23 protein-coding genes are annotated in these 24,771 nt (G+C 75.7%); 17 read left to right on the forward strand and 6 right to left on the reverse strand.

Features of this window, described 5'->3' with window-relative positions; genetic code table 11:
- Positions 1-28 precede the first annotated feature (28 nt).
- The 4 genes from CRP39_RS05415 to CRP39_RS05430 all read right to left on the reverse strand — a co-directional run bounded on the left by CRP39_RS05415 (position 29) and on the right by CRP39_RS05430 (position 4,038).
- Positions 29-1,156, reverse strand: a complete 1,128-nt coding sequence (locus CRP39_RS05415; protein ID WP_216359606.1) for a uroporphyrinogen-III synthase — start codon at positions 1,154-1,156, stop codon at positions 29-31.
- Between the two features lie 67 nt (positions 1,157-1,223).
- On the reverse strand, positions 1,224-2,684 hold the full coding sequence (locus CRP39_RS05420) for a PP2C family protein-serine/threonine phosphatase (RefSeq protein WP_097204953.1): 1,461 nt from the start codon (positions 2,682-2,684) through the stop codon (positions 1,224-1,226).
- Complete coding sequence (locus tag CRP39_RS05425) at positions 2,684-3,385, reverse strand: GAF and ANTAR domain-containing protein (protein ID WP_097204954.1); 702 nt, start codon at positions 3,383-3,385, stop codon at positions 2,684-2,686. Before CRP39_RS05425 ends, CRP39_RS05420 begins: the two co-directional genes overlap by 1 nt.
- Before the next feature lie 95 nt (positions 3,386-3,480).
- Complete coding sequence (locus CRP39_RS05430) at positions 3,481-4,038, reverse strand: uridine kinase family protein (protein ID WP_245853590.1); 558 nt, start codon at positions 4,036-4,038, stop codon at positions 3,481-3,483.
- A 40-nt stretch (positions 4,039-4,078) separates the two neighbouring features.
- On the opposite strand from CRP39_RS05430, the gene CRP39_RS05435 reads away from it, so the two are divergent.
- From CRP39_RS05435 to CRP39_RS05455, 5 genes are all read left to right on the forward strand, one after another.
- On the forward strand, positions 4,079-4,582 hold the full coding sequence (locus CRP39_RS05435) for a PH domain-containing protein (protein WP_097204958.1): 504 nt from the start codon (positions 4,079-4,081) through the stop codon (positions 4,580-4,582).
- A gap of 278 nt (positions 4,583-4,860) precedes the next feature.
- Positions 4,861-5,481: a translation initiation factor IF-3 gene (gene infC / locus CRP39_RS05440; RefSeq protein WP_097204959.1), complete on the forward strand. Its 621-nt coding sequence runs from the start codon at positions 4,861-4,863 to the stop codon at positions 5,479-5,481.
- A gap of 99 nt (positions 5,482-5,580) precedes the next feature.
- Positions 5,581-5,775, forward strand: a complete 195-nt coding sequence (gene rpmI, locus CRP39_RS05445) for a 50S ribosomal protein L35 (protein WP_097204960.1) — start codon at positions 5,581-5,583, stop codon at positions 5,773-5,775.
- Between the two features lie 34 nt (positions 5,776-5,809).
- Positions 5,810-6,205 carry a 50S ribosomal protein L20 gene (gene rplT, locus CRP39_RS05450; RefSeq protein ID WP_097204962.1) on the forward strand — a complete coding sequence of 132 codons (396 nt, stop codon included), beginning with the start codon at positions 5,810-5,812 and terminating at the stop codon, positions 6,203-6,205.
- Positions 6,206-6,376: 171 nt separating this feature from the next.
- A complete protein-coding gene (locus tag CRP39_RS05455; protein ID WP_245853594.1) occupies positions 6,377-7,162 on the forward strand; it encodes a TrmH family RNA methyltransferase in 786 nt (261 codons plus the stop codon).
- 49 nt (positions 7,163-7,211) lie between these two features.
- On the opposite strand, the gene CRP39_RS05460 is transcribed toward CRP39_RS05455, so the two are convergent.
- Entirely contained in the window at positions 7,212-9,476 is a 2,265-nt protein-coding gene (locus tag CRP39_RS05460; protein ID WP_245853595.1) for an EAL domain-containing protein, read from the reverse strand.
- 69 nt (positions 9,477-9,545) lie between these two features.
- A complete protein-coding gene (locus tag CRP39_RS05465; protein WP_097204967.1) occupies positions 9,546-10,385 on the reverse strand; it encodes an EamA family transporter in 840 nt (279 codons plus the stop codon).
- Between the two features lie 240 nt (positions 10,386-10,625).
- Here CRP39_RS05465 and pheS point away from each other — a divergent pair, with 240 nt between their 5' ends.
- From pheS to tyrS, 12 genes are all read left to right on the forward strand, one after another.
- On the forward strand, positions 10,626-11,693 hold the full coding sequence (gene pheS / locus CRP39_RS05470) for a phenylalanine--tRNA ligase subunit alpha (RefSeq protein ID WP_097204968.1): 1,068 nt from the start codon (positions 10,626-10,628) through the stop codon (positions 11,691-11,693).
- A complete protein-coding gene (gene pheT / locus CRP39_RS05475; protein ID WP_097204970.1) occupies positions 11,690-14,152 on the forward strand; it encodes a phenylalanine--tRNA ligase subunit beta in 2,463 nt (820 codons plus the stop codon). The genes pheS and pheT overlap by 4 nt, the downstream gene beginning before the upstream one ends.
- Positions 14,145-15,014, forward strand: a complete 870-nt coding sequence (locus CRP39_RS05480; protein ID WP_245853596.1) for an SDR family NAD(P)-dependent oxidoreductase — start codon at positions 14,145-14,147, stop codon at positions 15,012-15,014. The genes pheT and CRP39_RS05480 overlap by 8 nt, the downstream gene beginning before the upstream one ends.
- Before the next feature lie 108 nt (positions 15,015-15,122).
- Positions 15,123-16,163, forward strand: a complete 1,041-nt coding sequence (gene argC / locus CRP39_RS05485) for an N-acetyl-gamma-glutamyl-phosphate reductase (RefSeq protein ID WP_216359607.1) — start codon at positions 15,123-15,125, stop codon at positions 16,161-16,163.
- The gene (gene argJ, locus CRP39_RS05490) at positions 16,160-17,311 is read left to right on the forward strand and encodes a bifunctional glutamate N-acetyltransferase/amino-acid acetyltransferase ArgJ (RefSeq protein ID WP_097204974.1); all 1,152 of its coding nucleotides are present in this window, start codon (positions 16,160-16,162) and stop codon (positions 17,309-17,311) included. The genes argC and argJ overlap by 4 nt, the downstream gene beginning before the upstream one ends.
- The gene (gene argB, locus CRP39_RS05495; RefSeq protein WP_216359608.1) at positions 17,308-18,330 is read left to right on the forward strand and encodes an acetylglutamate kinase; all 1,023 of its coding nucleotides are present in this window, start codon (positions 17,308-17,310) and stop codon (positions 18,328-18,330) included. The genes argJ and argB overlap by 4 nt, the downstream gene beginning before the upstream one ends.
- Positions 18,327-19,517, forward strand: a complete 1,191-nt coding sequence (locus CRP39_RS05500) for an acetylornithine transaminase (RefSeq protein WP_097204975.1) — start codon at positions 18,327-18,329, stop codon at positions 19,515-19,517. Before argB ends, CRP39_RS05500 begins: the two co-directional genes overlap by 4 nt.
- Positions 19,514-20,473, forward strand: a complete 960-nt coding sequence (gene argF, locus CRP39_RS05505; RefSeq protein WP_097204977.1) for an ornithine carbamoyltransferase — start codon at positions 19,514-19,516, stop codon at positions 20,471-20,473. The genes CRP39_RS05500 and argF overlap by 4 nt, the downstream gene beginning before the upstream one ends.
- Positions 20,470-21,000 (forward strand): arginine repressor, encoded by a 531-nt coding sequence (locus CRP39_RS05510; protein WP_097204978.1) that lies wholly within the window; start codon positions 20,470-20,472, stop codon positions 20,998-21,000. The genes argF and CRP39_RS05510 overlap by 4 nt, the downstream gene beginning before the upstream one ends.
- A 2-nt stretch (positions 21,001-21,002) precedes the next feature.
- Entirely contained in the window at positions 21,003-22,439 is a 1,437-nt protein-coding gene (argH, locus tag CRP39_RS05515; protein WP_097204980.1) for an argininosuccinate lyase, read from the forward strand.
- Positions 22,436-23,089 carry a DNA-3-methyladenine glycosylase gene (locus CRP39_RS05520; RefSeq protein WP_097205206.1) on the forward strand — a complete coding sequence of 218 codons (654 nt, stop codon included), beginning with the start codon at positions 22,436-22,438 and terminating at the stop codon, positions 23,087-23,089. Before argH ends, CRP39_RS05520 begins: the two co-directional genes overlap by 4 nt.
- 131 nt (positions 23,090-23,220) lie before the next feature.
- The gene (gene tyrS / locus CRP39_RS05525; protein WP_097204981.1) at positions 23,221-24,498 is read left to right on the forward strand and encodes a tyrosine--tRNA ligase; all 1,278 of its coding nucleotides are present in this window, start codon (positions 23,221-23,223) and stop codon (positions 24,496-24,498) included.
- Positions 24,499-24,771: the final 273 nt, after the last annotated feature.

A 24,771-nucleotide genomic window follows, 5' to 3' on the forward strand; every position in this document is an offset into this window, starting at 1 on the left:
CTCGCCCCCATGATCATCGGGGGAGGCGTCAGACCCGAAGCCGGTAACCGCGCTTCACGACGGTCTCCACCAGCGGGGCACCCAGCGCGGCCCGCAGCCGGGTCACCGCCATCTCGACCGCGTGGCCGTCCCCGCCACCGGCCAGGCCCTGCACCAGCTCCGGGCGGGACAGCACGGCGCCCGGCCGCGCGGCCAGCGCCCGCAGCACCGCCATCGGCCCGGGCGCCAGCTCCACCACCCGGCCGTCGACCACCGCCGCGTGCCCGCGTACCTGCAGGTCGTGCCCACCCACCCGCAGCAGCGGGTCCCGCTCGGGCAGCCGGGCCACCACCTCGCGGGCCAGCGCGCCCAGCCGCGAGCGCTCCGGCTGTGCCGAGGGGATGCCCGCCGCGTCCAGCGGCGCCGCGGTCACCGGGCCCACCGCCACGGCGAGGACCCCGCCGGTGAACGCGGACACCAGCTCCTGGCGCTGCCCGAGCTCGTCGGCGACCGTCAGCAGGCTGGCCGCGGCCGGGGCGCTGGTGAACGTCACCGCGTCCACGCCGCGGGCCACGACCGTGCCGACCAGCCGGCGCACCGGGGCGACGTCCTCGGGCAGCACCCAGCGGTACACCGGCACGGGCAGCACCTCCGCGCCGGTGGCCCGCAGCGCCTCGACGAAGTCCGGCAGCGGGTCGCCGTGCAGCTGGACGGCGACCCGGCGGCCGGCCAGCGGCCCCTCCGCGCCCGACAGCAGGTGCTCCAGCACCTCCGCCGACGACTCCGACGCCGGTGACCAGGCGTCCACCAGCCCACCGCCGCGGATGGCGCCGCGGGCCTTCGGGCCGCGGGCCAGCACGCGGGCGCCTCGCAGGTGGTCCACCAGCGGCAGGTCCCAGGCGTCGGCTGCCTCCAGCCAGCCCCGGAACCCCACCCCGGTCGTGGCGACGACGAGGTCGACCGGCCGCTCCAGCACCCGGCGGGTGGCGGCGACCAGCTCGGCGTCGTCGGCCAGCGGGACGATCCGGATCGCCGGGGCGTAGACGACGCGGGCGCCACGGCGGGCCAGCAGCACGCCGAGCTCCTCGCGGCGGCGGGCGGCGGTGACCGCGACGGTGTAGCCGGCCAGCGGCAACGGCTCGCCGGTGGCCTCGGGCACGGTCAGGATGTCCGTCACCTCCCCATGGTGCGTCGTCCGTGTTGCGGGCACGTGACGCCCCCGGGACGACGGCGCGCGGGCCGGTTCAGTCCGGTGCGCGCACCCAGGAGGCCAGCAGGACGCTGGCGTCGTCCTGCAGCAACCCGTCCTGGTGGTCGAGGACGGCGCGCACCAGGCGCCGGGCGGTCTCCGGCGGAGGGTGGTCGGCGGCCATCTCCCGGACGAGGAAGTCCTCGAGCCGCTCCTCGCCGAACCACGCGCCGGCGGCGTCCCGTGCCTCGGTGACGCCGTCGGTGTACAGCGCCAGCCAGTCACCCGGCTGCAGGAACTCCTCGGCGACGGTGAGCACGCCCGTCCCGAGCCCGAAGGGGACCCGGCGGCCGCCGGACAGGTGCTTGACGACCTTCCCCCCGCGCAGCAGCAGGGGCGGGGGGTGACCGGCGTTGACGTAGCGCAGCCGTCCCGAGCCCACGTCCAGCTCCGCCAGCACCCCGGTGGAGAACGCACTGTCCCGGAACGTCGCGGCGATCACCTCGTCGATGGCCCGGGCCTGCTCGAAGACACCCCGGCCGTCCCGTCGGGCGCTGCGGTAGGCGGCCAGTGCCGCGCTGGCCAGCAGGCCGGCCGGGAGGCCGTGGCCCATCGCGTCGAGGACCGCCAGCGAGACGGTGTTCTCGGACAGCGAGTAGTCGAAGGCGTCCCCGCCCACCTCGTAGGCCGGTTCCAGCAGGCCGGCGAGCACGAAGGCGTCACTGGCCGCGGTCAGCGGGGGCAGTTGCTGCCACAGCAGCTCCGCCGACGGCGCCCGAGGGCGGCTGCGCCGGGCCCGCTCGAGGGCGTCGCCGTACTGCCCCATGCCCGCCACGAGGTGCCCGACGATGGAGGCCAGCCACCGGCACTCCTGGCGCAGCGCCGGGTCGTACAGGTCCTCGGCGGCGGTCACGCGGACCTCGAGGACCCCGATCCGGTCGGCTCCGTCGACGACCGGCAGCCACAGCCGGGGCAACCCGTTCGCCTCGGAGGGGAGGGGGCGCACCGTCTGGAAGACCCGTCCGGGCAGGGTCCCGTCGATCCACAGGGACTCCCCGGTGGGCGTGCCCGGCGGCACGAGCGGGCACAGCCGGCGTTGCTCGTGGTCGGCCACGTGCACGGCGACCTCCACCCCCATGGCGTGCCCCGCCGCCACGACGAGGCCGGACAGCCGGTCCGGCGGCGCGGCACGGGCGGCCTCCACCAGGTGCAGCAGCGCCGCGAACGGACCGCTGACCGGTGGGCGCCGGCGCACGGGCGAGCTGTAGGGGACCCGCCGCTGGGTGAACAACTCGTCGAGTCGCTCGTTGAGGGCGTGCGCGAGGACGCTGCGCTGGCCCGCCGGCAGGCGCAGCAGCCCCTGGATGTGGGCGTCGAGCTCCATCAGGTCGGCGGTGCCGCCGAGGGCGAAGTACCGGGTCCAGAGCTGCTCGAGGGTCAGGTCGGCCACCTGGTACGCCGCCCGCAGCGCGCGGTCCTGTTCCTCCTCGGGCGAGGTGGGCTGGGGGGCGTCCATCAGCGCCGCCGGCGGACGGCGGAGTCGACCACCGCGCGGGCGACCTCCGGCATTGTCCCCGCCCCCTCACCGCAGCGACCCACCAGCATGCTGAAGGCGGTCTCCTCGGTCACCCGGTGCCGCGCCATGAGCACTCCCTTCGCCGTGCTCACCACGTCGCGGGAGCCGATCGCCTGCCGCAGCCCCTCGCTGAGCCGGAGGGCGCGCTCGTGGGTCTGTACGTTCGCGACGAGGATCGCCGCCTGTGCGCCGAACATCGACAGCCGCCGCTCGCTCTGCGCGTCGAAGACCCCGGGGCGGTCCGCGTAGACCTTGACGGCGCCGAGGGCGAGGTCCCCGCCGACCATCGGGGCGCTCAGCACGGCGCGCACCCCCAGTGCCGCGACGGCGTCGGCCCACCGGGGCCAGCGGCGGTCGACGGCGAGGTCGTCGATCCGCACCACCTGCCGGCCGGCCGTCGCAGCGAGGCAGGGCCCCTCGTCCAGTTCGTACTGCAGCGCATCGGCCCGCTCCACCCGGGCGTCGGTTGAGCCCGAGCTGCGGCGGCCGCGCTCGTCGATGACCGAGACCCCGGCACCCACTGCCCCCGGGACCGTGTCGAGCGCGAGCGCGCTGACCAGCCCGAGCGCGGTCGCGACCGTCTCCTCGGACAGCAGCAGCCCCGACATGCGGGCGAAGACGGCCGAGAGCTCGTCGGCCAAGGGCAGTTCCCGTGCACGGTCCTGGTGCAAGGCACCCCATCCGGAGGTGGCCGCGTACTCCGCCGTGGTTGGACGGGTGACAGCGCCTCGTCAGCCTAACCGTCCGGACCCGGTCCGGCGCTGCCGTCCATCCGGACGTCGGCCCGCTCCCGGGTGCGCTCGGCGGCGAACGTCGCGGCCTCGGTGACCTGCCAGCGCCGCCACTGCGATTCGTACGCGGCGCCGTCCCGGGCCAGGCCGCGGGCCAGCCGCACCTCCCGCGGAGCCTCCACCCAGATCCGCAGCGTCGTCCAGGGGTCGACCGCCCGCGGGGTGCTGCCACACCCCTCGACCACCAGCACGGGCCCGGCCGGCACGCCCGTCGGCTCCGCCGCGAACCGGCCGGCCGTCCAGTCGTAGCGGTGGAAGGCGCCGGCGCGGCCCTCGGCGAGCGGGCGCAGCACCCCGGCGGCCAGGCGGGCGAAGGCGCCGGTCAGGGTCCAGCCGGCGTAGAGGTCGTCCATGTGCACCACGGGAGCGCCCAGTTCGGCGGCCAGGCCGCCGGCGAGCGTCGTCTTGCCCGACCCGGCCGGGCCGTCGACGCAGACCAGCCGGGTGCGCCCGAGCCGTGGGGACGCGGCGCGCACCCGCGCGGCGAGGGCGGCGCGGTCCACGAGCGGGGACCCTGCCAGCCGCGCCTGGGAGGATCGGTGCGTGCTCCCGACTCCCGTCTCCGCCGTGCCCCGCCGCTGGCGCCTGCTGTGTGCCGTCGTCGCCGTCGTGGTGGCCGCCGTCCTGACCTACGTCGGGTTGACGCTGCAGGACGACACCACCGGCGTCGTCACCTACACGACGGCCGACCAGGTCGCGGTGGTCCTGCTGGGGTTGGTGCTCGCCGCCGGGGTCCTCGCCCTCGGGCGCCCCCGGGTGGACGCCGACGCCGACGGCATCCGGGTGCGCAACCTGTTCGGCCAGCGGCACCTGCCGTGGACGGCGGTGCAGGCGGTCCGGTTCGACGAGAGGTTCAAGTGGGCCACCCTGCTGCTGCGCAACGACGACGAGTTCGCCGTCCTCGCGCTGCAGGCCGCCGACGGCGAGCGGGCGGCCGAGGCTGTCGAGGGCCTGCGGGCCCTGCTGGCCGCCGCGCGGGCCGCGGAGCCGGCGCCCCCACCCCTGCTGCACGACCCCCGGGAACGGCCGCAGACGCCGCGGGGCTGACCCGGGAATCCCCACGCCCGCTCCGACGCTGTAGCATGGGCGAGCCTCCCCGCTACACCGAGGCGCGCGAACCACCCAGCGGCCCCGCCCCGGGCCGCTGACCAAGAGGAGCCCGCTCCCACCTGGCGCCGTCGAGGCGCCCAGGTCCCCGGATCGCGGCAGACCGGCCACCGGCCGATCGGCCGCGGCGCGCGCGAGCCGACGGCTCGTGCACCCCGGAGAGTGGGCCCCGTGAGCAGCCGCTCGCGGGGCCTTCGTCTTCTCCGGCATCCGGCCGGGTGCGACTCCTCCCGTGCAACAGCAGAGGAGAGGCCATCACCGAGCCCCGCATCAACGACCGTATCCGCGTCCCCGAGGTCCGCCTCGTCGGTCCGGAGGGCGAGCAGGTCGGCATCGTGTCGATCGGCGAGGCGCTGCGCCTGGCCCAGGACTCCGAGCTCGATCTCGTCGAGGTCGCGCCCATGGCCCGGCCGCCCGTCGCCAAGCTCATGGACTACGGGAAGTTCAAGTACGAGTCCGCCCAGAAGGCCCGCGAGGCCCGGCGGAACCAGGCGCTCACCGTCATCAAGGAGATGCGGCTGCGCCTCAAGATCGACCCGCACGACTACGAGACCAAGAAGGGCCACGTCGAGCGCTTCCTCAAGGGCGGCGACAAGGTCAAGATCACCGTCATGTTCCGCGGCCGCGAGCAGTCCCGGCCCGAGATGGGCTACCGGCTGCTGCAGCGGCTGGCCGCCGACGTCGCCGAGCTGGGCGTCGTCGAGTCCAACCCGAAGCAGGACGGCCGGAACATGGTCATGGTGATCGCCCCGCACCGGAACCAGGCGGCCACCGACGCCTCGCGACGCCACGCGAAGGCGGAGAAGCACGCCGCCGAGGAGCAGGCCCCTCCGGCCTGAGCGGCGCACCGCAGGACCGCACCACCGAGACGGCCGGCGCCGTCGCGGCAGCTCCGTGCTGCCGCGCGGCGCCGACAACCACGAACGAGGACCGAGGACATGCCGAAGCAGAAGACCCACAAGGGCACGGCGAAGCGCGTGCGCGTGACGGGCTCCGGGAAGCTCGTGCGCGAGCACACGAACAACCAGCACAAGTTCGAGGTGAAGTCGTCCGGGCGCAAGCGGCGGGTGAGCGGCATCGGTGTCCTCTCCCCGGCCGACTCGCCCCGGATGAAGAAGCTGCTGGGCCGCTGAGCGCCCTCCGTAACGAGAAGACAGGAGCACTCACGTGGCACGCGTGAAGCGGGCGGTCAACGCCCAGAAGAAGCGCCGGACGACCCTCGAGGCCGCCAGCGGCTACCGGGGCCAGCGGTCCCGGCTCTACCGCAAGGCCAAGGAGCAGATCCTCCACTCGGCCACCTACAACTACCGCGACCGCAAGGTGCGCAAGGGTGACTTCCGCAAGCTGTGGATCACCCGCATCAACGCCGCGGCCCGCCAGAACGACATGACCTACAACCGGTTCATGCAGGGCCTGAAGCTGGCCGGCATCGAGCTGGACCGTCGTGTCCTGGCCGAGCTGGCCGTCAACGAGCCGGCCGCCTTCGCCGCCCTGGTGGAGACCGCGCGCGCCGCGGTCGCCGCCGCCCCGGCGGGCGACGCGACCGGCACCGCCGCCGCCTGAGCCAGGCGCAGCACGTCCGACGCCGTCGGTGACCGGCCCTCGCGGGCCGGCGCCGGCGGCGTCGCCGTGTCGGTGGCCGGTACCGGACGACGAGATCGGTGATCTGGACGCGGTCAGGCGCTGATGCCGCCGAGATCGCCGATCTCGGCGAGAGGAGAGGACGACGCAACGGTGACCGAACCGCTGACCGAGCGCTCGGCGCGGATCGTGGCCGCGCGCAAGCTCACCCGGCGGGCCGGCCGCGACGCCGCCGGCCTGTTCCTCGCCGAGGGGCGCCAGGCGGTCGCGGAGGCGCTGGCCGACCCGGCCGGGGTGCGCGAGGTGTTCGTCACGGCGGCCGCGGCCGCGGCGTCGGCGGACCTGCTCGCCGCGACGACGGTGCCGGTGCGGCCGGTGACGGAGAAGGCCGCCGCCTCGCTGTCGGAGACGGTGACCCCCCAGGGGCTGGTCGCCGTCTGCGCGCTGCGGGACGTGCCGGCCGACGCCCTCGTCGCCGCGCCGCCGCGGCTGACCGTCGTCCTGGCCGAGCTCGCCGACCCAGGCAACGCCGGCACGGTGCTGCGCACCGCGGACGCCTGCGGCGCCGGCGCGGTGGTCTTCGGCGCGGGCTCGGCCGACCCGTACGGCGGCAAGGCGGTGCGGTCCAGCGCGGGGAGCGTCTTCCACGTCGACGTCGTCCGCGGGGCCCCGCTGCCGGAGCTGCTGCCCCGGCTGCAGGCCGTCGGCGCCACCGTCCTCGCTGCCGACGGCGGAGGGGAGGCGGCCCTGCCCGAGCTCGCCGACCGCCTCGCCGGGCCGGTGGTGTGGCTGTTCGGCAACGAGGCGCGCGGTGTGCCCGCGGAGCTGGCCGCCCTGGCCGACGCCCGGGTGCGCATCCCGATGCGTGGGCGGGCCGAGAGCCTGAACCTGGCCGCCGCCGCGGCGATCTGCCTCTACACCACCCAGCTCGCCCAGTAGGAGGAACCCGTCCTCCGCGTCCTTTCACACGGGAAGGACGGGGCCGCACTCAGCGCTTCGCCGCGGCGGGCCGCTCGAACCGGCGCAGGGCGGCGGCCTGGAGCAGCTCCGCGAAGTCCGTGCCGTCGTCCGGGAAGACGCTCACGCCCACCCGCACCCCGGCCGGCAGCTCCGCGTCGGTCAGGCGCACCGGGCTCCACACGGCCTGCAGCAGTTCGGCGGCGATCCGGCGCGCCTCCGCGCCGGCGGAGCGCGGGTCCAGCTCGCGCAGCGCCACGACCAGCTCGTGGCCACCGAGCCGCCCCACCAGGTCGCGGCGGCGCAGCACGCCCCGCACCCGGTCGGCGACCGCGCACAGCAGGTCGTCGCCGGCGTCGTGGCCGTACAGGCCGTTGGCCGCGATGACCCCGTCGACGTCGATGAGCAGCAGGGCGAGCGCGTCGTCGCCCGCCCGGGCGCTCCAGAGCGCCGTCTCCACCTCCTCGGTCACGCGCCGCCGGTCGGGCAGCCCGGTCACCGCGTCGGTGCCGGCCAGCTCCTCGATGCGGGCCCGGAGCCCCGAGGCGCGGTCGCGCTCCCGGGCCAGCGCCCGTTCGGTCTCCACCCGCGTGGTGACGTCGACCTGCACCCCGATGTAGCGCGCCACCGCGCCGTCGGGCCCGTGCACCGGGGCCAGGTGCAGCTCGTTCCACCACGGGGTGCGCTCGGGGCCGCGGTGGTTGAGCAGCGTCACGCGGACCTCCTCGCCCGCCTCCACCGCCCGGCGGACAGTGGCGACCGCGGCCGGGTCGGTGTCCGGGCCCTGCAGGAACCGGCAGTTGCGGCCCAGCAGCCGCTCGCGGGGCAGGCCGGCCAGCCGCTCGAACGCCGGGTTGACGTACACCAGCGGCTGGTCGGGCTGCTGGACGTCGACGATCACCACCCCGGTGGGCGTGGCGGCCAGCGCGTGGCGCAGCAGCGCCTCACCGGCCGGCGGAGCCGCCGGGACGGCGGGCGCGACAGCGGGAGCCGCCGGGACGGCGGGCGCGGGAGCAGGGGCCGCCGGAGCGGGCAGCGGGCCGCTGCGGGGTGCCACCCGGGCCAGCAGCGCCGCGGTCGCCCGGACGACGGTGTCGCGGTCGTAAGTGAGGGCGTAGGCGAACCGCCGCTCGTCGTCGGGACCGTCGTCCCCGAGGTCGCGGGCCAGCAGCGCGGCGGCGAAGTGCGGGCCCAGGACGGCGACGTCCCACTCGCCGCGGACCGGGTCGGCCGGGTCGAGCGCCGCGCCGCGCAGGCCGGGCAGGGGCTCCACCGGCAGGTCCACGCCCAGCGCGCACACGAAGCCGGTCCGCTCGACCAGGTCCCGGTAGCGCAGCGCGGTCGCCGGCGTGAGGTGCCGCGCCTCCTGGAACGTCGCAGCGACGACCGATGCCGGCCCCAGTCGCAGCGCCTCGCGCTCCAGCTGCTTGGACAGCTCGATCAGCAGTGCCTTCGGGGCCTCCCTCAGGGGAACGGCCGCCGGCAGGCACGCGAAGGGTGATACTGCGGCGTCCCGGGTGAGGGTGTCCGGTCGCTGGGAGGGCAGCGCCAGGGCCCCGGTGGCCGCGCCCGCGACCGGGCCGGGGCCGGGGCGGCCGAACAGCCAGCCCTGGCCGAGCGTCGCCCCCAGCGCCCGGGCCGTGCGCAGGTGGGCGGCGTCCTCGATGCCCTCGGCGAGCACCAGCGCGCCGGTGCGCTCGGCGTGCGCGTTCACCGCGTTCATGATCTCGGCGATCGCCGGGCCGGGTCGCTGCTGGACCAGCCGGAGGTCCAGCTTGACGACGTCCGGGCGCAGCAGCGGCATGAACGCCAGCGACAGCGGCTCCGCGCCGACGTCGTCCACCGCCACGCCCCAGCCCACGGCGCGTACCCGCTCGACGGTGCGCAGCAGCTCCGCCGGCCGGGTGGCCAGCGCCCGCTCGGTGATCTCCAGGACCACCCGCAGGTCGCCGGGCGCGGCCGAGGCGATCGCGAGCAACTCCTCCATCGGCGCGCGGTCGAGCACCTCGGGCTCGACGTTGACGAACAGCGTCAGCGGGGCGGTGAGGCCCTGCTCGAGCGCGCCCTGCAGCGCCGCGGTCCGGCAGGCGGCGTCCAGCTCGGCCAGCCGGCCGGCGGCGCGGGCGGCAGCGAAGAGGTCGTCGGGTTGCTCCAGCGGCCCCTCCGGCCCGCGGGCCAGCGCCTCGTAGGCGACCACCCGGCCGCTGTCGAGCTCGACGATCGGCTGGAAGACGCTGCGGATGCCGCGGCCGCGCAGCACCTCGTCGACGGCGGTCGGAGGGGAGGACAGGGTCACGTCGACAGCATCGGCGGCGACCGGGTCGGGCCTGAGCCGATCCGCCGTGCGCCCCCCCATCGGGGGAGGTCAGCCAGGCAGCGAGATGAGCACGACGGCGGCGCCGGACGTGGCCAGGCCGGCCACCTGCGTGCCGGCCAGCCGCTCGTGCAGCACCACCTGGGCCAGGACGACGGTGCTCACCGGGTACAGCGAGGCCAGCACGCCGGTGATCGCCAGCTGCCCCTGCTGGGTGGCCAGCAGGAACAGCGCGTTGGCCGCCATGTCCGCGACCCCGGCCAGCAGCACGACCGGCAGCGTGGCGCGCGGCACCCGCAGCGAGCGACCGGCCGTCAGCGCCAGCACGACGACCAGGGACACCGACACCACGCGGGCGCCGACCAGCGGGCTGAGCCCGGCCGCCTCGCGGGTCCGGTCCAGGAGCACGAAGAACACGCCGAACCCGGTGCCGGCGGCCAGCGCCGGCAGCAGGCCGGCCGCGCGGGCCGAGCGGAGCGAGGACAGCCCGTCCTCGGCGGCCACGAGGACGACGGCGACCAGCGCCAGGCCGATGCCCACGACGGCCCACCAGGCCAGCCGCTCGCCGAGGCCGATCCCGACGACGACCGGGACGGCGGCCGCCGACACCGCCGTCACCGGCGCGACGACGCTCATCACGCCCCCGGCCAGCGCGCGGTAGAAGAGGACCAGACCCGCCGCCCCGGCCACGCCGGCCGCCGCGCCCCAGAGCAGGTCCGCGCCCGCCGGCGCCCCGCTCAGCCACGGGAGCAGGAGCACCAGCACGAACAGCCCCACCGTCTGGGAGAGCGCGACGACGGCGAACGCGGTCGCCCGCCGGGTGGCCAGCCCGCCGCAGAAGTCGGCCATCCCGTAGACCACCGCGCTGCCCAGCGCCAGCAGCACCGCCACGCCCGCCCTCCGAACCGGGTGCGTCCCGCGGGCACCCTGCGGGCGTTGGTAGCACCGGGGAGACGCCGGCAACCTCCGCGGGCCGCGGTCGGCAGCTCCGTTCCGGTCGTTGGCGCGTTCCCGGCGAGATCGCCGATCTCGGCGCTCCCTGGGGGCGATGCCGCCGAGATCGCCGATCTCGGCGGTGGGCGCCGGAACCCGGCGGCGGCCGGGAGCGCGTGGCGGGCAGAATGGCCTCCCGTGTCTGGCGCCAACGACCCCTACGACCCCAAGCAGGTCGCCGCCCTCTCCGCCGAGGCCCTCGACGACGCGGTCACCGAGGCCCAGAAGGCGTTCGCCGCGGCCGGGGACCTGGAGGCGCTGGCCGCCGTCCGTCCCGCGCACCTGGGCGACCGCGCGCCGGTGCTGCTGGCCCGCCGCGAGCTCGGCGCGCTGCCGCCGGCCGCCCGGTCCGACGCCGGCAAGCGGGTCAACGCCGCCCGCGTTGCGGTGACCGGGGCCTACGAGGCCCGCCGGGCGGAGCTGGAGGCCGAGCGCGACGCCCGGGTGCTGGCCGAGGAGCGGGTCGACGTCACCCTGCCCTGGGACCGCACCCCCCGCGGCGCCCGGCACCCGCTGACCACCCTGACCGAGCGGATCGCCGACGTCTTCGTCGGCATGGGCTACGAGGTCGCCGACGGCCCGGAGCTCGAGGCCGAGTGGCTGAACTTCGACGCGCTGAACATCGGCCGCGACCACCCGGCCCGCACGATGATGGACACCTTCTTCGTCGCGCCCGAGGACTCCGGGTTGGTCCTGCGCACGCACACCAGCCCGGTGCAGGCCCGCACCATGCTGTCCCGCACGCCGCCGATCTACGTGGTCGCGCCCGGCCGGGTCTACCGGACCGACGAGCTCGACGCGACGCACACCCCCGTCTTCCACCAGGTCGAGGGGCTGGCGGTCGACCGCGGGCTGTCCATGGCGCACCTGCGCGGCACGCTGGACCACGTGGCGCGGATCCTCTTCGGCGCCGAGGCGGTCACCCGCTGGCGGCCGTCGTACTTCCCGTTCACCGAGCCGTCGGCGGAGGTCGACGTCTGGTTCCCCGAGCACCGCGACGGCCCGCGCTGGGTGGAGTGGGGCGGCTGCGGGATGGTCAACCCGCGGGTGCTCGTCGCCTGTGGTGTCGACCCCGAGGAGTACAGCGGCTTCGCCTTCGGCCTGGGCATCGAGCGGGCCCTGCAGTTCCGCTCGGGTGTCGGCGACATGCGCGACATCGTCGAGGGCGACGTCCGGTTCACCAGCGCGTTTGGAGTGGAGCAGTGAGGGTCCCCATCGGGTGGCTGGCCGAGCACGTCGACCTCCCCGGGGGCATCGCCGTCGAGGAGCTCGACAACGCCTTCGTGCGCCTCGGCCTGGAGGTGGAGGCCGTCCACCGGCCCGAGGAGGTCACCGGCCCGCTGGTCGTCGGCCGGGTGCTGGAGATCGAGGAGCTGACCGGCTTCAAGAAGCCGATCCGCTTCTGCCAGGTGGACGCGGGCGAGGGCGAGCCGAGGGGCATCGTCTGCGGCGCCCGCAACTTCGCCGTGGGCGATGCCGTCGTCGTGGCGCTGCCGGGCGCGGTGCTGCCCGGCGGGTTCGAGATCGCCTCGCGGAAGACCTACGACCGGGTCTCCGACGGGATGATCTGCTCCGTCCGCGAGCTCGGCATCGGCGAGGACCACGCCGGGATCCTCGTGCTCGGCGACGACGCCCCCGAGCCCGGCACACCGGCCCGGCCCGTCGTCGGCCTGGACGACGTCGTCATCGAACTGGCCGTCACCCCCGACCGGGGGTACTGCCTGTCCATGCGCGGCATCGCCCGCGAGATGGGCACCGGCCTGGGCGTCGACTGGCGCGACCCGGGCGCGCTCACCCCGCCCGCGTGGTCCGGGGAGCCGGCCTGGCAGGTCACCGTCGCCGACGCCGACCGCTGCGACCGCTTCTCGATGATCGCGCTGGAGGGCCTGGACCCGACCGCGCCGACGCCGTGGGAGATCCGCCGGCGGCTGGCGCAGTCCGGCGTCCGCAGCATCTCGCTGGCCGTCGACGTCACCAACTACGTGATGCTCGAGCTCGGCCAGCCGATGCACGCCTTCGACCGGGACGCGGTCACCGGTCCGATCGTCGTCCGCCGGGCGCGGGCGGGGGAGCGGCTGACCACCCTCGACGGCGCCGACCGCGCGCTGGACGCCGACGACCTGCTGATCACCGACGACACCGGTCCGATCGGGCTGGCCGCGGTGATGGGCGGGGCGTCGACCGAGATCGGCGACGGCACCACCAACGTGCTGCTCGAGGCGGCTCACTGGGAGCCGACCGGGGTGGCCCGCACCGCCCGGCGTCACCGGCTGCCCAGCGAGGCGGCCAAGCGCTTCGAGCGCGGCGTGGACCCGGAGATGACGATGGTCGCGCTGGCCCGGGCGGCCGCGCTGCTGGCCGAGCACGGCGGCGCCCGCGTCGTCGGCACCCCGGTCGACGTCGACACCCGTGGCCCGCGACCGACCATCCCGCTGGACGCCGACCGGCCCGGCCGCGTCGCCGGCGTGCCCTACCCGCCGGCGCAGGTCGTCGAGCTGCTGGCGCAGGTCGGCTGCGCGGTCGACGGCGAGGGCGCGCCGCTCACGGTCACCCCGCCGTCCTGGCGGCCCGACCTCACCGACCCCGCCGACCTGGTCGAGGAGGTCGTCCGGCTGGCCGGCTACGACGACGTCCCCTCGGTGCTGCCCACCGCCCCGCCCGGGCGGGGGCTGACCGAGACCCAGCGCCGCCGCCGGGTGATCGGCCGCACCCTCGCCGAGGCCGGGTACGTGGAGGCGCCGTCCTACCCGTTCGTCGGGACGGCCGGCCTGGACGCCCTCATGCTGGCCGCCGACGACCCCCGCCGCGAGGTGGTGCTGGTCCGCAACCCGCTGTCGGAGGAGGAGCCGGCGCTGCGCACCACGCTGCTGCCCGGCCTGCTGGCCACCCTCCACCGCAACCTCTCCCGCGGCCAGCGGGACGTGGCGCTGTTCGAGCACGGCGCGGTCTTCCCGGGTGGGGAGCGCCGTCCGGCGCCGCTGCCCGGCGTGGACCGGCGGCCGGACGACGAGACGCTGGCCGCCCTGCTCGGGGCCGTGCCGGTGCAGCCGTGGCACGTCGCCGTGGCGCTGGCCGGCAACCGCGAGCCGCGTGGCTGGTGGGGCCCGGGCCGGCCGGCGGTCTGGGCCGATGCGGTGCAGGCCGCCCGCCGGGTCGCCGCCGCCACGGGCGTGGAGCTGACCGTCCGGGCCGGCGAGCGGGCGCCCTGGCACCCGGGCCGCTGCGCGGAGCTGAGCGTGGACGGCCGGGTCGTCGGTCACGCCGGCGCGCTGCACCCGCGGGTGTGCGCGGCGCTGGACCTGCCGGCGCGCACCTCGGTCATGGAGCTCGACGTGGACGCGCTGCCGGCCGCCCCGGTGCCGGTCGGCCCGGCCGTGTCGGCGTTCCCGCCGGTCCTGCTCGACCTGGCGCTCGTCGTCCGCGACGAGGTGCCTGCGGCCGAGGTGGACGCCGCCGTGCGCGACGGCGCCGGGGAGCTGCTGGAGTCGCTGCGGCTGTTCGACGTCTACAGCGGCCCGCCGGTGCCGGCCGGCTCCCGGTCGCTGGCCTACGCGCTGACCCTGCGGGCGCCGGACCGCACGCTCACCAGCGAGGAGGCGACCGTGGTGCGCGACGCGGCGGTCGCCACGGCCGCCGAGCGGACCGGGGCCGAGCTCCGTGGCTGAAGAAGGACCCCGTCCTCCCCGCCCTTCGCAAGCTCGGGGCGGGGCCCGGGGCGGGGCCACGCCGCTGGCCGGCTCCGTCGCCCTGGTCACCGGCGCCTCGACCGGCATCGGCCGGCACCTGGTGCAGGGGCTGGCCGAGCGCGGTGCCGCGGTGGCCGGGCTGGCCCGCAACGGTGAGCGGCTGGCCGCCTCGATGGCCGAGGTGGCCGCCGCCACGGGGGCGCGCACGCTGGCCGTCGCCGCCGACGTCACCGACCGGGCGGCCGTGGACGACGCCGTCGCGCGGGTCCGGGAGGAGCTGGGCCCGGTCGACCTGCTGGTCAACAACGCCGGCCTGGTCGACGCCGCCGAGGAGCCGCTCTGGGAGGCCGACCCCGACCAGTGGTGGGACGTCGTGTCCAGCCACGTCCGCGGCGGGTTCCTGCTGTGCCGCACCGTCGTCCCGTGGATGGTGCTGCGCAACCGCGGCCGGGTGGTGAACCTGGCCAGCGGCATGAGCCTGCGGGCCCGCCCGGAGTACTCCGCCTACTCGGTGGCCAAGACCGGGTTGATGCGCCTGACCGAGGCCCTGGCGGGCGCCCTGGAGGGCACCGACGTGCGGGCCTTCGACGTCGCTCCTGGCGTCGTGCGCACCGAGATGACCGCAGGCATGCCGATGCACCGCGGCCGTACCGACTGGACCGAACCCGCCGACGTCGTCGCGTTCATCGCGGCCATCGCCGCCGGGGAGCTGGACGCGTGGTCCGGCCGGTTCCTGCGGGTGGGCGGTGACGACCTGGACGCCGTCCGTGGGCTGCTGCCGGACGGCGACGCCCGGCAGCTGCGCCTGCACCCGTACGGCGAGACCGACCCGCTGGCCTGACCCCGACCGCCGGGGCACGGGCTGTCGGTTCCGGGGAAACCGACGGCAGCGGCGGCGGCCCTGATACTCGGATGAACGGTCATGCATGGCCGTGTATGGTCATGCATCGTGAGTACAGGGCAGACGTGGACGGTCGGGGTCACCGGCGCCACCGGGTACGCAGGGGGAGAGGTGTGCCGGCTGCTGGCCGGGCACCCGAACCTGCGGTTGGCCGGGGTGCACGCCAATTCCAGTGCCGGGCGACGCCTGGGTGAGCTGCAGCCGCACCTGCTCCCGTACGCCGACCTGGAGGTGCAGCCCAGCGACGCCGCCGCGCTGAGCGGGTACGACGTCGTGGTGCTGGCCCTGCCGCACGGGGAGTCGGCCGCGATCGCCGCCCAGCTGTCCGACGACACCCTCGTCGTCGACTGCGGGGCCGACCACCGGCTGAACGACCCCGCGGCGTGGGCGCGGTGGTACGGCGGCGAGCACGCCGGCTCCTGGCCCTACGGCCTGCCCGAGCTCCCGGGGCAGCGCGAGCAACTGGCCGGCGCGCGGCGGATCGCCGTCCCGGGCTGCTACCCGACGTCGGTCACCCTGGCCCTAGCGCCCGCGCTGGCCGCCGGCCTGGTCGAGCCCGACGTCGTGGTGGTCGCCGCGAGCGGCACCTCCGGGGCGGGCAAGTCCGCCAAGCCGCACCTGCTGGGCAGCGAGGTCATGGGCTCGGTGAGCGCGTACGGCGTGGGCGGGGTCCACCGGCACACGCCGGAGATGGTGCAGAACCTGGCGCAGGCGGCCGGCCGGGAGGTCACCGTCAGCTTCACCCCGACGCTGGTGCCGATGAGCCGGGGCATCCTCGCCACCTGCTCGGCGCCCCTGACAGCCGGCACCGACGCCGCCGCCGCGCGGGCCGCCTACGAGAAGGCCTACGGCGACGAGCCGTTCGTCCACCTGCTCCCCGAGGGGCAGTGGCCGACGACGGCGCAGGTGCTCGGCGCCAACACCGTCGCGCTGCAGCTCGCCGTCGACCCCGATGCCGGCCGGCTGGTCGTCGTCGCCGCGGTCGACAACCTGACCAAGGGCACCGGCGGAGCGGCGATCCAGTGCGCCAACCTCGCCCTGGGCCTCCCCGAGACCACCGGTCTCCCCGTGGTGGGGGTCGCGCCGTGACCGTCAGCGTCCCGAGGGGCTTCCGGGCCGCCGGTGTCGCGGCCGGTCTCAAGAGCACCGGCGCCAACGACGTCGCCCTGGTCGTCAACGACGGCCCGGACGACGCCGCCGCCGCGGTCTTCACCACCAACCGTTTCCCGGCCGCGCCGGTGCAGTGGAGCCGGCAGGTGCTCGCGACCGGCCGGGTGAGGGCGGTCGTCCTCAACTCCGGCGGGGCCAACGCCTGCACCGGAGCCGGGGGCTTCCAGGACACCCACGCCACCGCCGAGCACGTCGCGGGCGAGCTGGGCATCGGCGCGATCGACGTCGCCGTCGCCTCCACCGGCCTGATCGGCGTCCGGCTGCCGATGGAGCAGCTCACCGCCGGGGTCACCGCCGCGGCGAAGGCGCTGTCCGAGGACGGCGGCCAGGACGCCGCGCTGGCGATCATGACCACCGACAGCGTGCCCAAGACGACAGTGCAGCACCGCGACGGCTGGACCGTCGGAGGCATGGCCAAGGGCGCCGGCATGCTCGCCCCGAGCCTGGCCACGATGCTCGTCGTCCTCACCACCGACGCGGTCGTCCCGGCCGACGTCCTGCAGACGGCGCTCAAGCAGGCCACCAGCGTCAGCTTCGAGCGGGTCGACTCCGACGGCTGCCTGTCCACCAACGACACCGTGCTGGTCATGGCCTCCGGCGCCAGCGGCGTCACCCCGAGTGCGGAGGACGTCACCGAGGCGCTCACCGCCGCGGCCACCGACCTGGCCATGCAGCTGCTCGCCGACGCCGAGGGGTCGACCAAGGACATCGCGATCACCGTCCGCAACGCCGCCAGCGTCGAGGACGCGCTGACCGCCGGCCGGGCCTGCGCCCGCAACAACCTGCTCAAGACGGCGCTGTTCGGCAACGACCCCAACTGGGGCCGGGTGCTCGCCGCGATCGGCACCACCGACGCGGCCTTCGAGGCCGACCGGGTGGACGTCACCATCAACGGCGTCACCGTCTGCCGGGGCGGCGCGATCGGCGACCCGCGGGAGGGCGTCGACCTCACCGGCCGGGAGATCACCATCGACGTCGACCTGAACGCGGGCACCGAGCAGGCGACGATCTGGACCAACGACCTGTCCATCGCCTACGTCCACGAGAACTCGGCGTACTCCACATGAGCGAGCCCGAATCCCACGTGACCACCACCCACGACCCGAATGCCCAGGACCCTTCCCCGCCCGACGTCCGCGTCGACGAGATGAAGCCGCCGAAGGTCGGCACCCGCCGGGTCATGCGCACCGACGACCCCGAGGGCGACCGGCTCAAGGTCGCCGTCCTCACCGGCGCGCTGCCGTGGCTCAAGGAGTTCCACGGCAACGTCGTCGTCGTGAAGTACGGCGGGCACGCCATGGTCGACGAGGAGTGCCGCCGGGCCTTCGCCGAGGACATGGTCTTCCTGCGCACCTGCGGCATCCACCCGGTCGTGGTCCACGGCGGCGGCCCGCAGATCACCGAGATGCTGGGCCGCCTCGGCATCGACAGCGAGTTCCGCGGCGGCCTGCGGGTCACGACGGCGGAGACGATCGACGTCGTCCGCATGGTGCTCACCGGCCAGGTCACCCCCGAGGTGGTCGGCCTGGTCAACCAGCACGGCCCGCTCGCCGTCGGCCTGTCCGGGGAGGACGGCGGGCTGTTCACCGCCGCCCGCACGCACGCCCTCGTCGACGGCCGCCCCGTCGACGTCGGCCTGGTCGGTGACGTGGTCGCCGTCGACCCCACGCCGGTCCGCGCGCTGCTGGCGTCCGGCCACATCCCCGTGGTCGCCACGGTCGCGCCCGACGCCGACGGGGTGGTGCACAACGTCAACGCCGACACCGCCGCGGCCGCCCTCGCGGTGGCGCTGGACGCGGTCAAGCTCGTCGTCCTCACCGACGTCGAGGGGCTCTACGCCGACTGGCCCGACCGCGACTCGCTGGTGCAGCAGATCGACGCCGCCGAGCTCGCCGAGATCCTGCCGACCCTGGACGCCGGGATGGTGCCGAAGATGACCGCCTGCCTGCGGGCGGTCAACGGCGGGGTGAAGCGCGCGACCGTCGTCGACGGCCGGTCGCCGCACGCCCTGCTGCTGGAGATGTTCACGACAGAAGGGACCGGGACCATGGTGGTCCCGGCCGAGTCCGGGAGGGAGCCGGCATGACCCACACAGAGGAGCTGGCCACCCGCTGGTCGGCCGTGATGATGGGCAACTACAAGACGCCGCCGGTGGCGCTGGCGCGCGGCGCCGGGGCGACCGTCTGGGACGTCGACGGCCGGGAGTACACCGACCTGCTCGGCGGCATCGCCACGACGATCCTCGGCCACGCGCACCCGCGGGTGACCGAGGCGATCACCCGGCAGGCGCAGACCCTCGGGCACGTCTCCAACCTGGCGATGCACGAGCCCGGCGTCCTCCTGGCCGAGCGGCTGCTGGAGCTGGCCGGGCGGCCCGGGCGGGTGTTCTTCTGCAACTCCGGCGCCGAGGCCAACGAGGCGGCCTTCAAGATCAGCCGGCTCACCGGGCGGCCGGAGGTCGTCACCGCCGAGGGCGCGTTCCACGGCCGGACCATGGGCGCGCTGGCGCTCACCGGGCAGCCGTCGAAGGCCGCGGCCTTCGCCCCGCTGCCCGGCGGGGTGCGCTACGTGCCCTACGGCGATCCCGAGGCGCTGGCCGGCACCGTGTCGGAGCGGACGGCGATGGTGCTGCTCGAGCCGATGCTGGGAGAGGGCGGCGTGCTGCCCGCGCCCGCCGGCTACCTGGCCGCGGCCGCGCGGACGGCGCAGGACGCCGGAGCGCTGTTCGCCGTCGACGAGGTGCAGACCGGCACCGGCCGCACCGGGCACTGGTTCGCCTCCCAGGCCGACGGCCTGCAGCCCGACGTCATCACGCTGGCCAAAGCGCTCGGCGGCGGGCTGCCCCTCGGCGCGACGCTCGCCTTCGGCGCCGCCGCCGACCTGATGACCGCCGGCTCGCACGGGTCCACCTTCGGCGGCAACCCGATCGCCGTGGCGGCCGCGCTCGCCGTCCTCGACACGATCCGCGACGAGGGGTTGCTCGAGCGGGCCAAGGAGCTCGAGCACCGGTTCACCGCCGGCATCGAGGGCCTCGGGCACGCCGGGGTCAGCGGGGTGCGGGGGAAGGGCGCGCTGCTCGGCGTCGTCCTCACCGCCCCGGTCGCGGCCTCCCTGGAGGCGGCGCTGCGCGAGGCCGGGTTCCTCACCAACGCCGTCGCCCCGGACGTGCTGCGGCTGGCGCCGTCCCTGGTGCTGACCGACGCGCAGGTCGACGCCCTCGTCGCGGCCCTCCCGGCCGCCCTCGACACCGCCCTCCGGGAGGCCGGCCAGTGACCCGCCACCTGCTCCGGGACGACGACCTCAGCCCCGCCGAGCAGGCCGAGGTCCTCGCCCTGGCCGCCGAGCTCAAGCGCACCCGGCACACCGCGCAGGCGCCCACGCCGCTCGCCGCTCCCAACGGGGTGCCCCGGGCGGTGGCCGTGCTGTTCGACAAGCCCTCCACCCGCACGCGGGTGTCCTTCAGCGTCGGTGTCGCCGAGCTCGGCGGATACCCGCTGGTGGTCGACGCCGGCTCCAGCCAGCTGGGCCGCGGTGAGCCGATCGAGGACACCACCCGCGTGCTGGACCGCCAGGCCGCCGCGATCGTCTGGCGCACCTTCGGCCAGGACCGGATCGAGGCGATGGCCTCGGTCAGCCGGGTGCCGGTGGTCAACGCGCTCACCGACGAGTTCCACCCGTGCCAGATCCTCGCCGACCTGCAGACGGTGGCCGAGCGGCATCCCGAACGGCAGGGTCGGTTGTCGGGTCTGACCTTGACCTACCTCGGCGACGGCGCGAACAACATGGCGCACTCGTACCTGCTCGGGGGGGCGACCGCGGGCATGCACGTGCGGATCGGCTCGCCGTCGGGGTACCAGCCGGACAAGGCGGTGCTCGAGCGGGCGGAGGAGATCGCGGCGGGAACCGGGGGGTCGGTGCTCTGGACCGCCGACGCCGCGGCCGCCGCCGACGGCGCCGACGTCCTGGTCACCGACACCTGGGTGTCGATGGGGCAGGAGGGCGAGTACGAGGCGCGCACCGCGCCGTTCCTGCCGTACGCGGTGGACGACGCCGCGCTGGCCCGGGCCGCCGACGACGCCGTCGTCCTGCACTGCCTGCCGGCCTACCGCGGCAAGGAGATCGCCGCCGACGTGATCGACGGCCCGCAGAGCGCGGTCTGGGACGAGGCGGAGAACCGGCTGCACGCGCAGAAGGCGCTCCTGGTGTGGCTCCTGGAGCGATCGGGGTGACCGGCACGCTGACCCGGTCCGCGCGGCAGGCCCGGATCCGCGAGCTGATCGACGCCCAGCCGGTCACCTCCCAGACCCAGCTCGCCGCGCTGCTGGCCGGGTCCGGTATCGAGGTCACCCAGGCGACGCTGTCGCGGGACCTCGAGGAGCTCGGCGCGGTCAAGATGCGCGGCTCGGACGGCGCCCCGGCGTCCTACGTGCTGCCGCCGGAGAACGCCCCGCTGCGCCCCGCGCAGGCCGCGCCGGCCCGGCTGACCCGGTTGCTGGCCGACCTGCTGACCAGTGCGGAGGGCAGCGCCAACCTCGCCGTCCTGCGCACGCCCCCCGGCGCCGCGCAGTTCCTGGCCTCCGCCCTGGACAAGGTCGGCCTGCCCGACGTCCTCGGCACCATCGCGGGAGACGACACTCTCCTGGTCGTGTCCCGCGCACCCGACGGCGGACCGGCGCTGGCCGACCGGCTGCGGGCGCTCGCCGCCCGCACGCCGGCGGTCTACCCCGAACTGACGTCAGACCTGGAAGAGAGCTGATCGTGACCTCCGCACCGTCGGACACCCGTCTCTGGGGCGGCCGCTTCGGCGGCGGCCCCTCCCCGGCGCTGGCCGCGCTGTCGAAGTCCACGCAGTTCGACTGGGAGCTGGCCCCGTTCGACCTGGCCGGGTCCCGCGCCCACGCCCGGGTGCTGCACCGCGCCGGCCTGCTCACCGACGACGAGCTCACCCGGATGCTCGGGGCGCTGTCCGAGCTGTCCGCCGAGGTGGCCGCCGGCACGTTCGTCCCGGTGGAGTCCGACGAGGACGTGCACGAGGCGCTCGAGCGCGGGCTGTCGGAGAAGCTCGGCGCCCTCGGGGGCAAGCTCCGGGCCGGCCGCAGCCGCAACGACCAGATCGCGACCGACCTGCGGCTCTACCTGCGCCACCACGTCCGCGCGCTCGTCGGGGAGCTGTCCTCGCTGGAGTACGCGCTGCTGGGCCTGGCGCAGCGGTACCAGGACGTCGCCGCGCCGGGCATGACGCACCTGCAGCACGCCCAGCCGGTGCTCATCGCCCATCAGCTGCTCGCCCACGTGCACGCCTTCGCCCGCGACGTGGACCGGCTGCGGGACTGGGACCGGCGCACCGCCGTCAGCCCCTACGGCTCCGGCGCGCTGGCCGGTTCCTCCCTGCCGCTGGACCCCGACGCCGTCGCCGCCGAGCTCGGCTTCGACCGCGCATCGGACAACTCGGTGGACGGCGTCAGCGACCGCGACTTCGCCGCGGAGTTCTGCTTCGCCGCGGCGCTGATCGGGGTGCACCTGTCGCGGCTGGGGGAGGAGGTCGTGCTCTGGACGTCGACGGAGTTCGGCTGGGCCCGGCTCGACGACTCCTGGGCGACCGGGTCGTCGATCATGCCGCAGAAGAAGAACCCCGACATCGCCGAGCTGGCGCGGGGCAAGTCCGGCCGGTTCGTCGGCAACCTCACCGGGCTGCTGACCATGCTCAAGGGCCTCCCGCTGGCCTACGACCGGGACCTGCAGGAGGACAAGGAACCGGTCTTCGACTCCATGGAGCAGTTGCTCCTCCTCCTGCCGGCGGTCACCGGGATGATGGCGACGCTGACGCTGCGCCCCGAGATCCTGGAGGCCGCCGCGCCGCAGGGGTTCGCGCTGGCCACCGACGTCGCCGAGTGGCTGGTCCGCCAGGGGGTGCCGTTCCGGTCGGCGCACGAGATCAGCGGCGCGATGGTCTCCTTCTGCGAGGAGGCCGGCATCGAGCTCGACGAGCTCGACGACGACCAGCTGGCCGGCATCGACGAGCGGCTGACCCCGGGCGTGCGCTCGGTGCTCACCGTGCGCGGTGCGCTGGCGGCGCGCAGCGCCCGCGGCGGGACGGCGCCGGAGCGGGTCGCCGAGCAGCTGACCGGGCTGGCCGACCTCGCCCGGCAGCACGCCGACTGGGCGACGTCCTCACCCGTGGCGGCCGCGCTCTGACCTCGTCGTCCCCGGGGCAGCTCCTCACCCCCGAGGAGCTGCTCGGGCCGCCCGACGTCGTGGCCCCCACGCTGCTCGGGTGCTGGCTGGTCAGCGACCGTCCCGAGGGGCAGGTGGCCCTGCGGCTCACCGAGGTCGAGGCCTACGCCGGCGACGGCAGCGACCCGGCGGCCCACTCGCACCGTGGCCCGACGCCGCGGGCGGCGATCATGTTCGGCCCGCCCGGAGCGCTCTACGTGTACTTCAGCTACGGCGTGCACTGGTGCGCGAACGTCGTCGTCGGCCGCGAGGGGGAGGGGTCGGCGGTGCTGCTGCGCGCGGGGGACGTCGTCGTGGGGGAGGAGCTGGCCCGGGTCCGCCGTCCGGCCGCGCGGACGGCGCGCGACCTCGCCCGCGGGCCGGCCCGGCTCACCCAGGCCCTGGCGATCGGACCGGCGGACAAGGCCGCCGACCTGCTGTCGCCGGACAGCCCGGTCCGGCTGCACCGGGGGAATCCGCCCGCGGCGGTGTCGACCGGACCGCGGGTCGGGATCAGCGTCGCCGCCGAGCTGCCGTGGCGGTTCTGGGAGACCGGGGCCGGCTCGGTGAGCGTGTTCCGCCCGGGTGGGCAGCGGCGCCGCCGGACCGTCGACCCGGACGGCGCGCCGTGAGCCGGTCGGCACCCACGGGGACCGCGCCGGGGGAGGGCAGCGAGACCGGTGACGGGACCGAGCTCGCGAGGTCACGCGACGGCACCGCACCCCCGGGCACGGGATCGGCGAGCGCCAGCGAGGATGGGCCCGTGACCGACGTGATCTCCGAGCTGCACCGCCGCGGCCTCATCGCCCAGAGCACCGACGAGGACGCCCTGCGGGCGCACCTCGCCTCCGGACCGGTCACCTACTACTGCGGCTTCGACCCCACCGCGCCGAGCCTGCACGTCGGCCACCTGCTGCAGTTCATGGTGCTGCGCGCCTTGCAGCGAGCCGGGCACCAGCCGATCGTCCTGGTCGGCGGGGCCACGGGGCTGATCGGCGACCCGCGGCCGACCGCCGAGCGCCAGCTCAACGACCGCGGGACCGTCGCCGGGTGGGTCGACAGCATCCGCACCCAGGTGGCGCCGTTCCTCGACGTCCCGGCCCAGCGCGACGGCCTCCGGGCGCCGGTCTACGTCGACAACCTCGACTGGACGGCCCCGCTGACCGCGATCGACTTCCTGCGCGAGATCGGCAAGCACTTCCGGGTCGGCCGGATGCTGGCCAAGGAGGCGGTCTCCGCCCGGCTCAACTCCGAGGCCGGGATCAGCTACACCGAGTTCAGCTACCAGATCCTGCAGGCCAACGACTTCCGCGAGCTGTTCCTGCGGCACGGCTGCACCCTGCAGAGCGGTGGGTCCGACCAGTGGGGCAACCTGACCGCCGGCATCGACCTGGTCCGAAGGACGGAGGGCGCGACGGTGCACGCCTTGTCCACCCCGCTGGTGACGAAGTCCGACGGCACCAAGTTCGGCAAGAGCGAGGGCGGCACCGTCTGGCTCGACCCGTCGCTCACCTCGCCCTACGCGTTCTTCCAGTTCTGGCTCAACGCCGACGACGCCGACGCACGGACCTGGCTGCCGCTGTTCTCCGAGCGCCCCGCCGAGGAGATCGAGGCGCTGGTCGCCGAGAGCCTCGAGCGGCCGGCGGCGCGGGCGGCGCAGCGCGCCCTCGCCGAGGAGCTGACCCGGCTCGTCCACGGTTCCGAGGAGCTCCGGCAGGCCGAGGCCGCCGGCCGGGCGCTGTTCGGCCGGGACGACCTCTCCGCCCTCGGCGCCGACACGCTCGGGGCGGCGTTGCGGGAGGCCGGCAGCGTCACCGTGGACGGCGAGACGCCCAGCGTCGCCCAGCTGCTGCAGCTCACCGGCCTCGTCGGCAGCCTCTCGGAGGCGCGGCGGACGGTGAAGGAGGGCGGCGCGTACCTGAACAACGAGCGGGTGACCGACGCCGAGGCCGTCCCTGCCGACGACGCCTGGCTCCCTGGTGGCTGGCTGGTCCTGCGCCGGGGCAAGAGGGCGGTCGCCGGCGTGCGACGGGGCGCCTGACCTGGTATGTGAACGGCGTGTGACGCCGCCGTTGCCGAGGGGTGTCCGGCGTCACCGCCCTCCGGTTTGACACGGCCTCACGGCCCACGTAACTTTCTCTCTGCGCCGGGAACGACCGCGAGGCCGGGCCCGGGCGCCAGAGCGAGACAACAAGCCGAGGACGAAGCCCGCGAGGGACGAGTTCTTGTGCGTCCGTTCCTTGAGAACTCAACAGCGTGCCGAAAGTCAGTGCCAAGTTTTATACCCCCGGCGCTGCACACGGTTTGTGTGTGG

Origin of the sequence: Geodermatophilus sabuli (assembly GCF_900215145.1) — a bacterium.
GTDB classification, from domain to species: domain Bacteria; phylum Actinomycetota; class Actinomycetes; order Mycobacteriales; family Geodermatophilaceae; genus Geodermatophilus; species Geodermatophilus sabuli.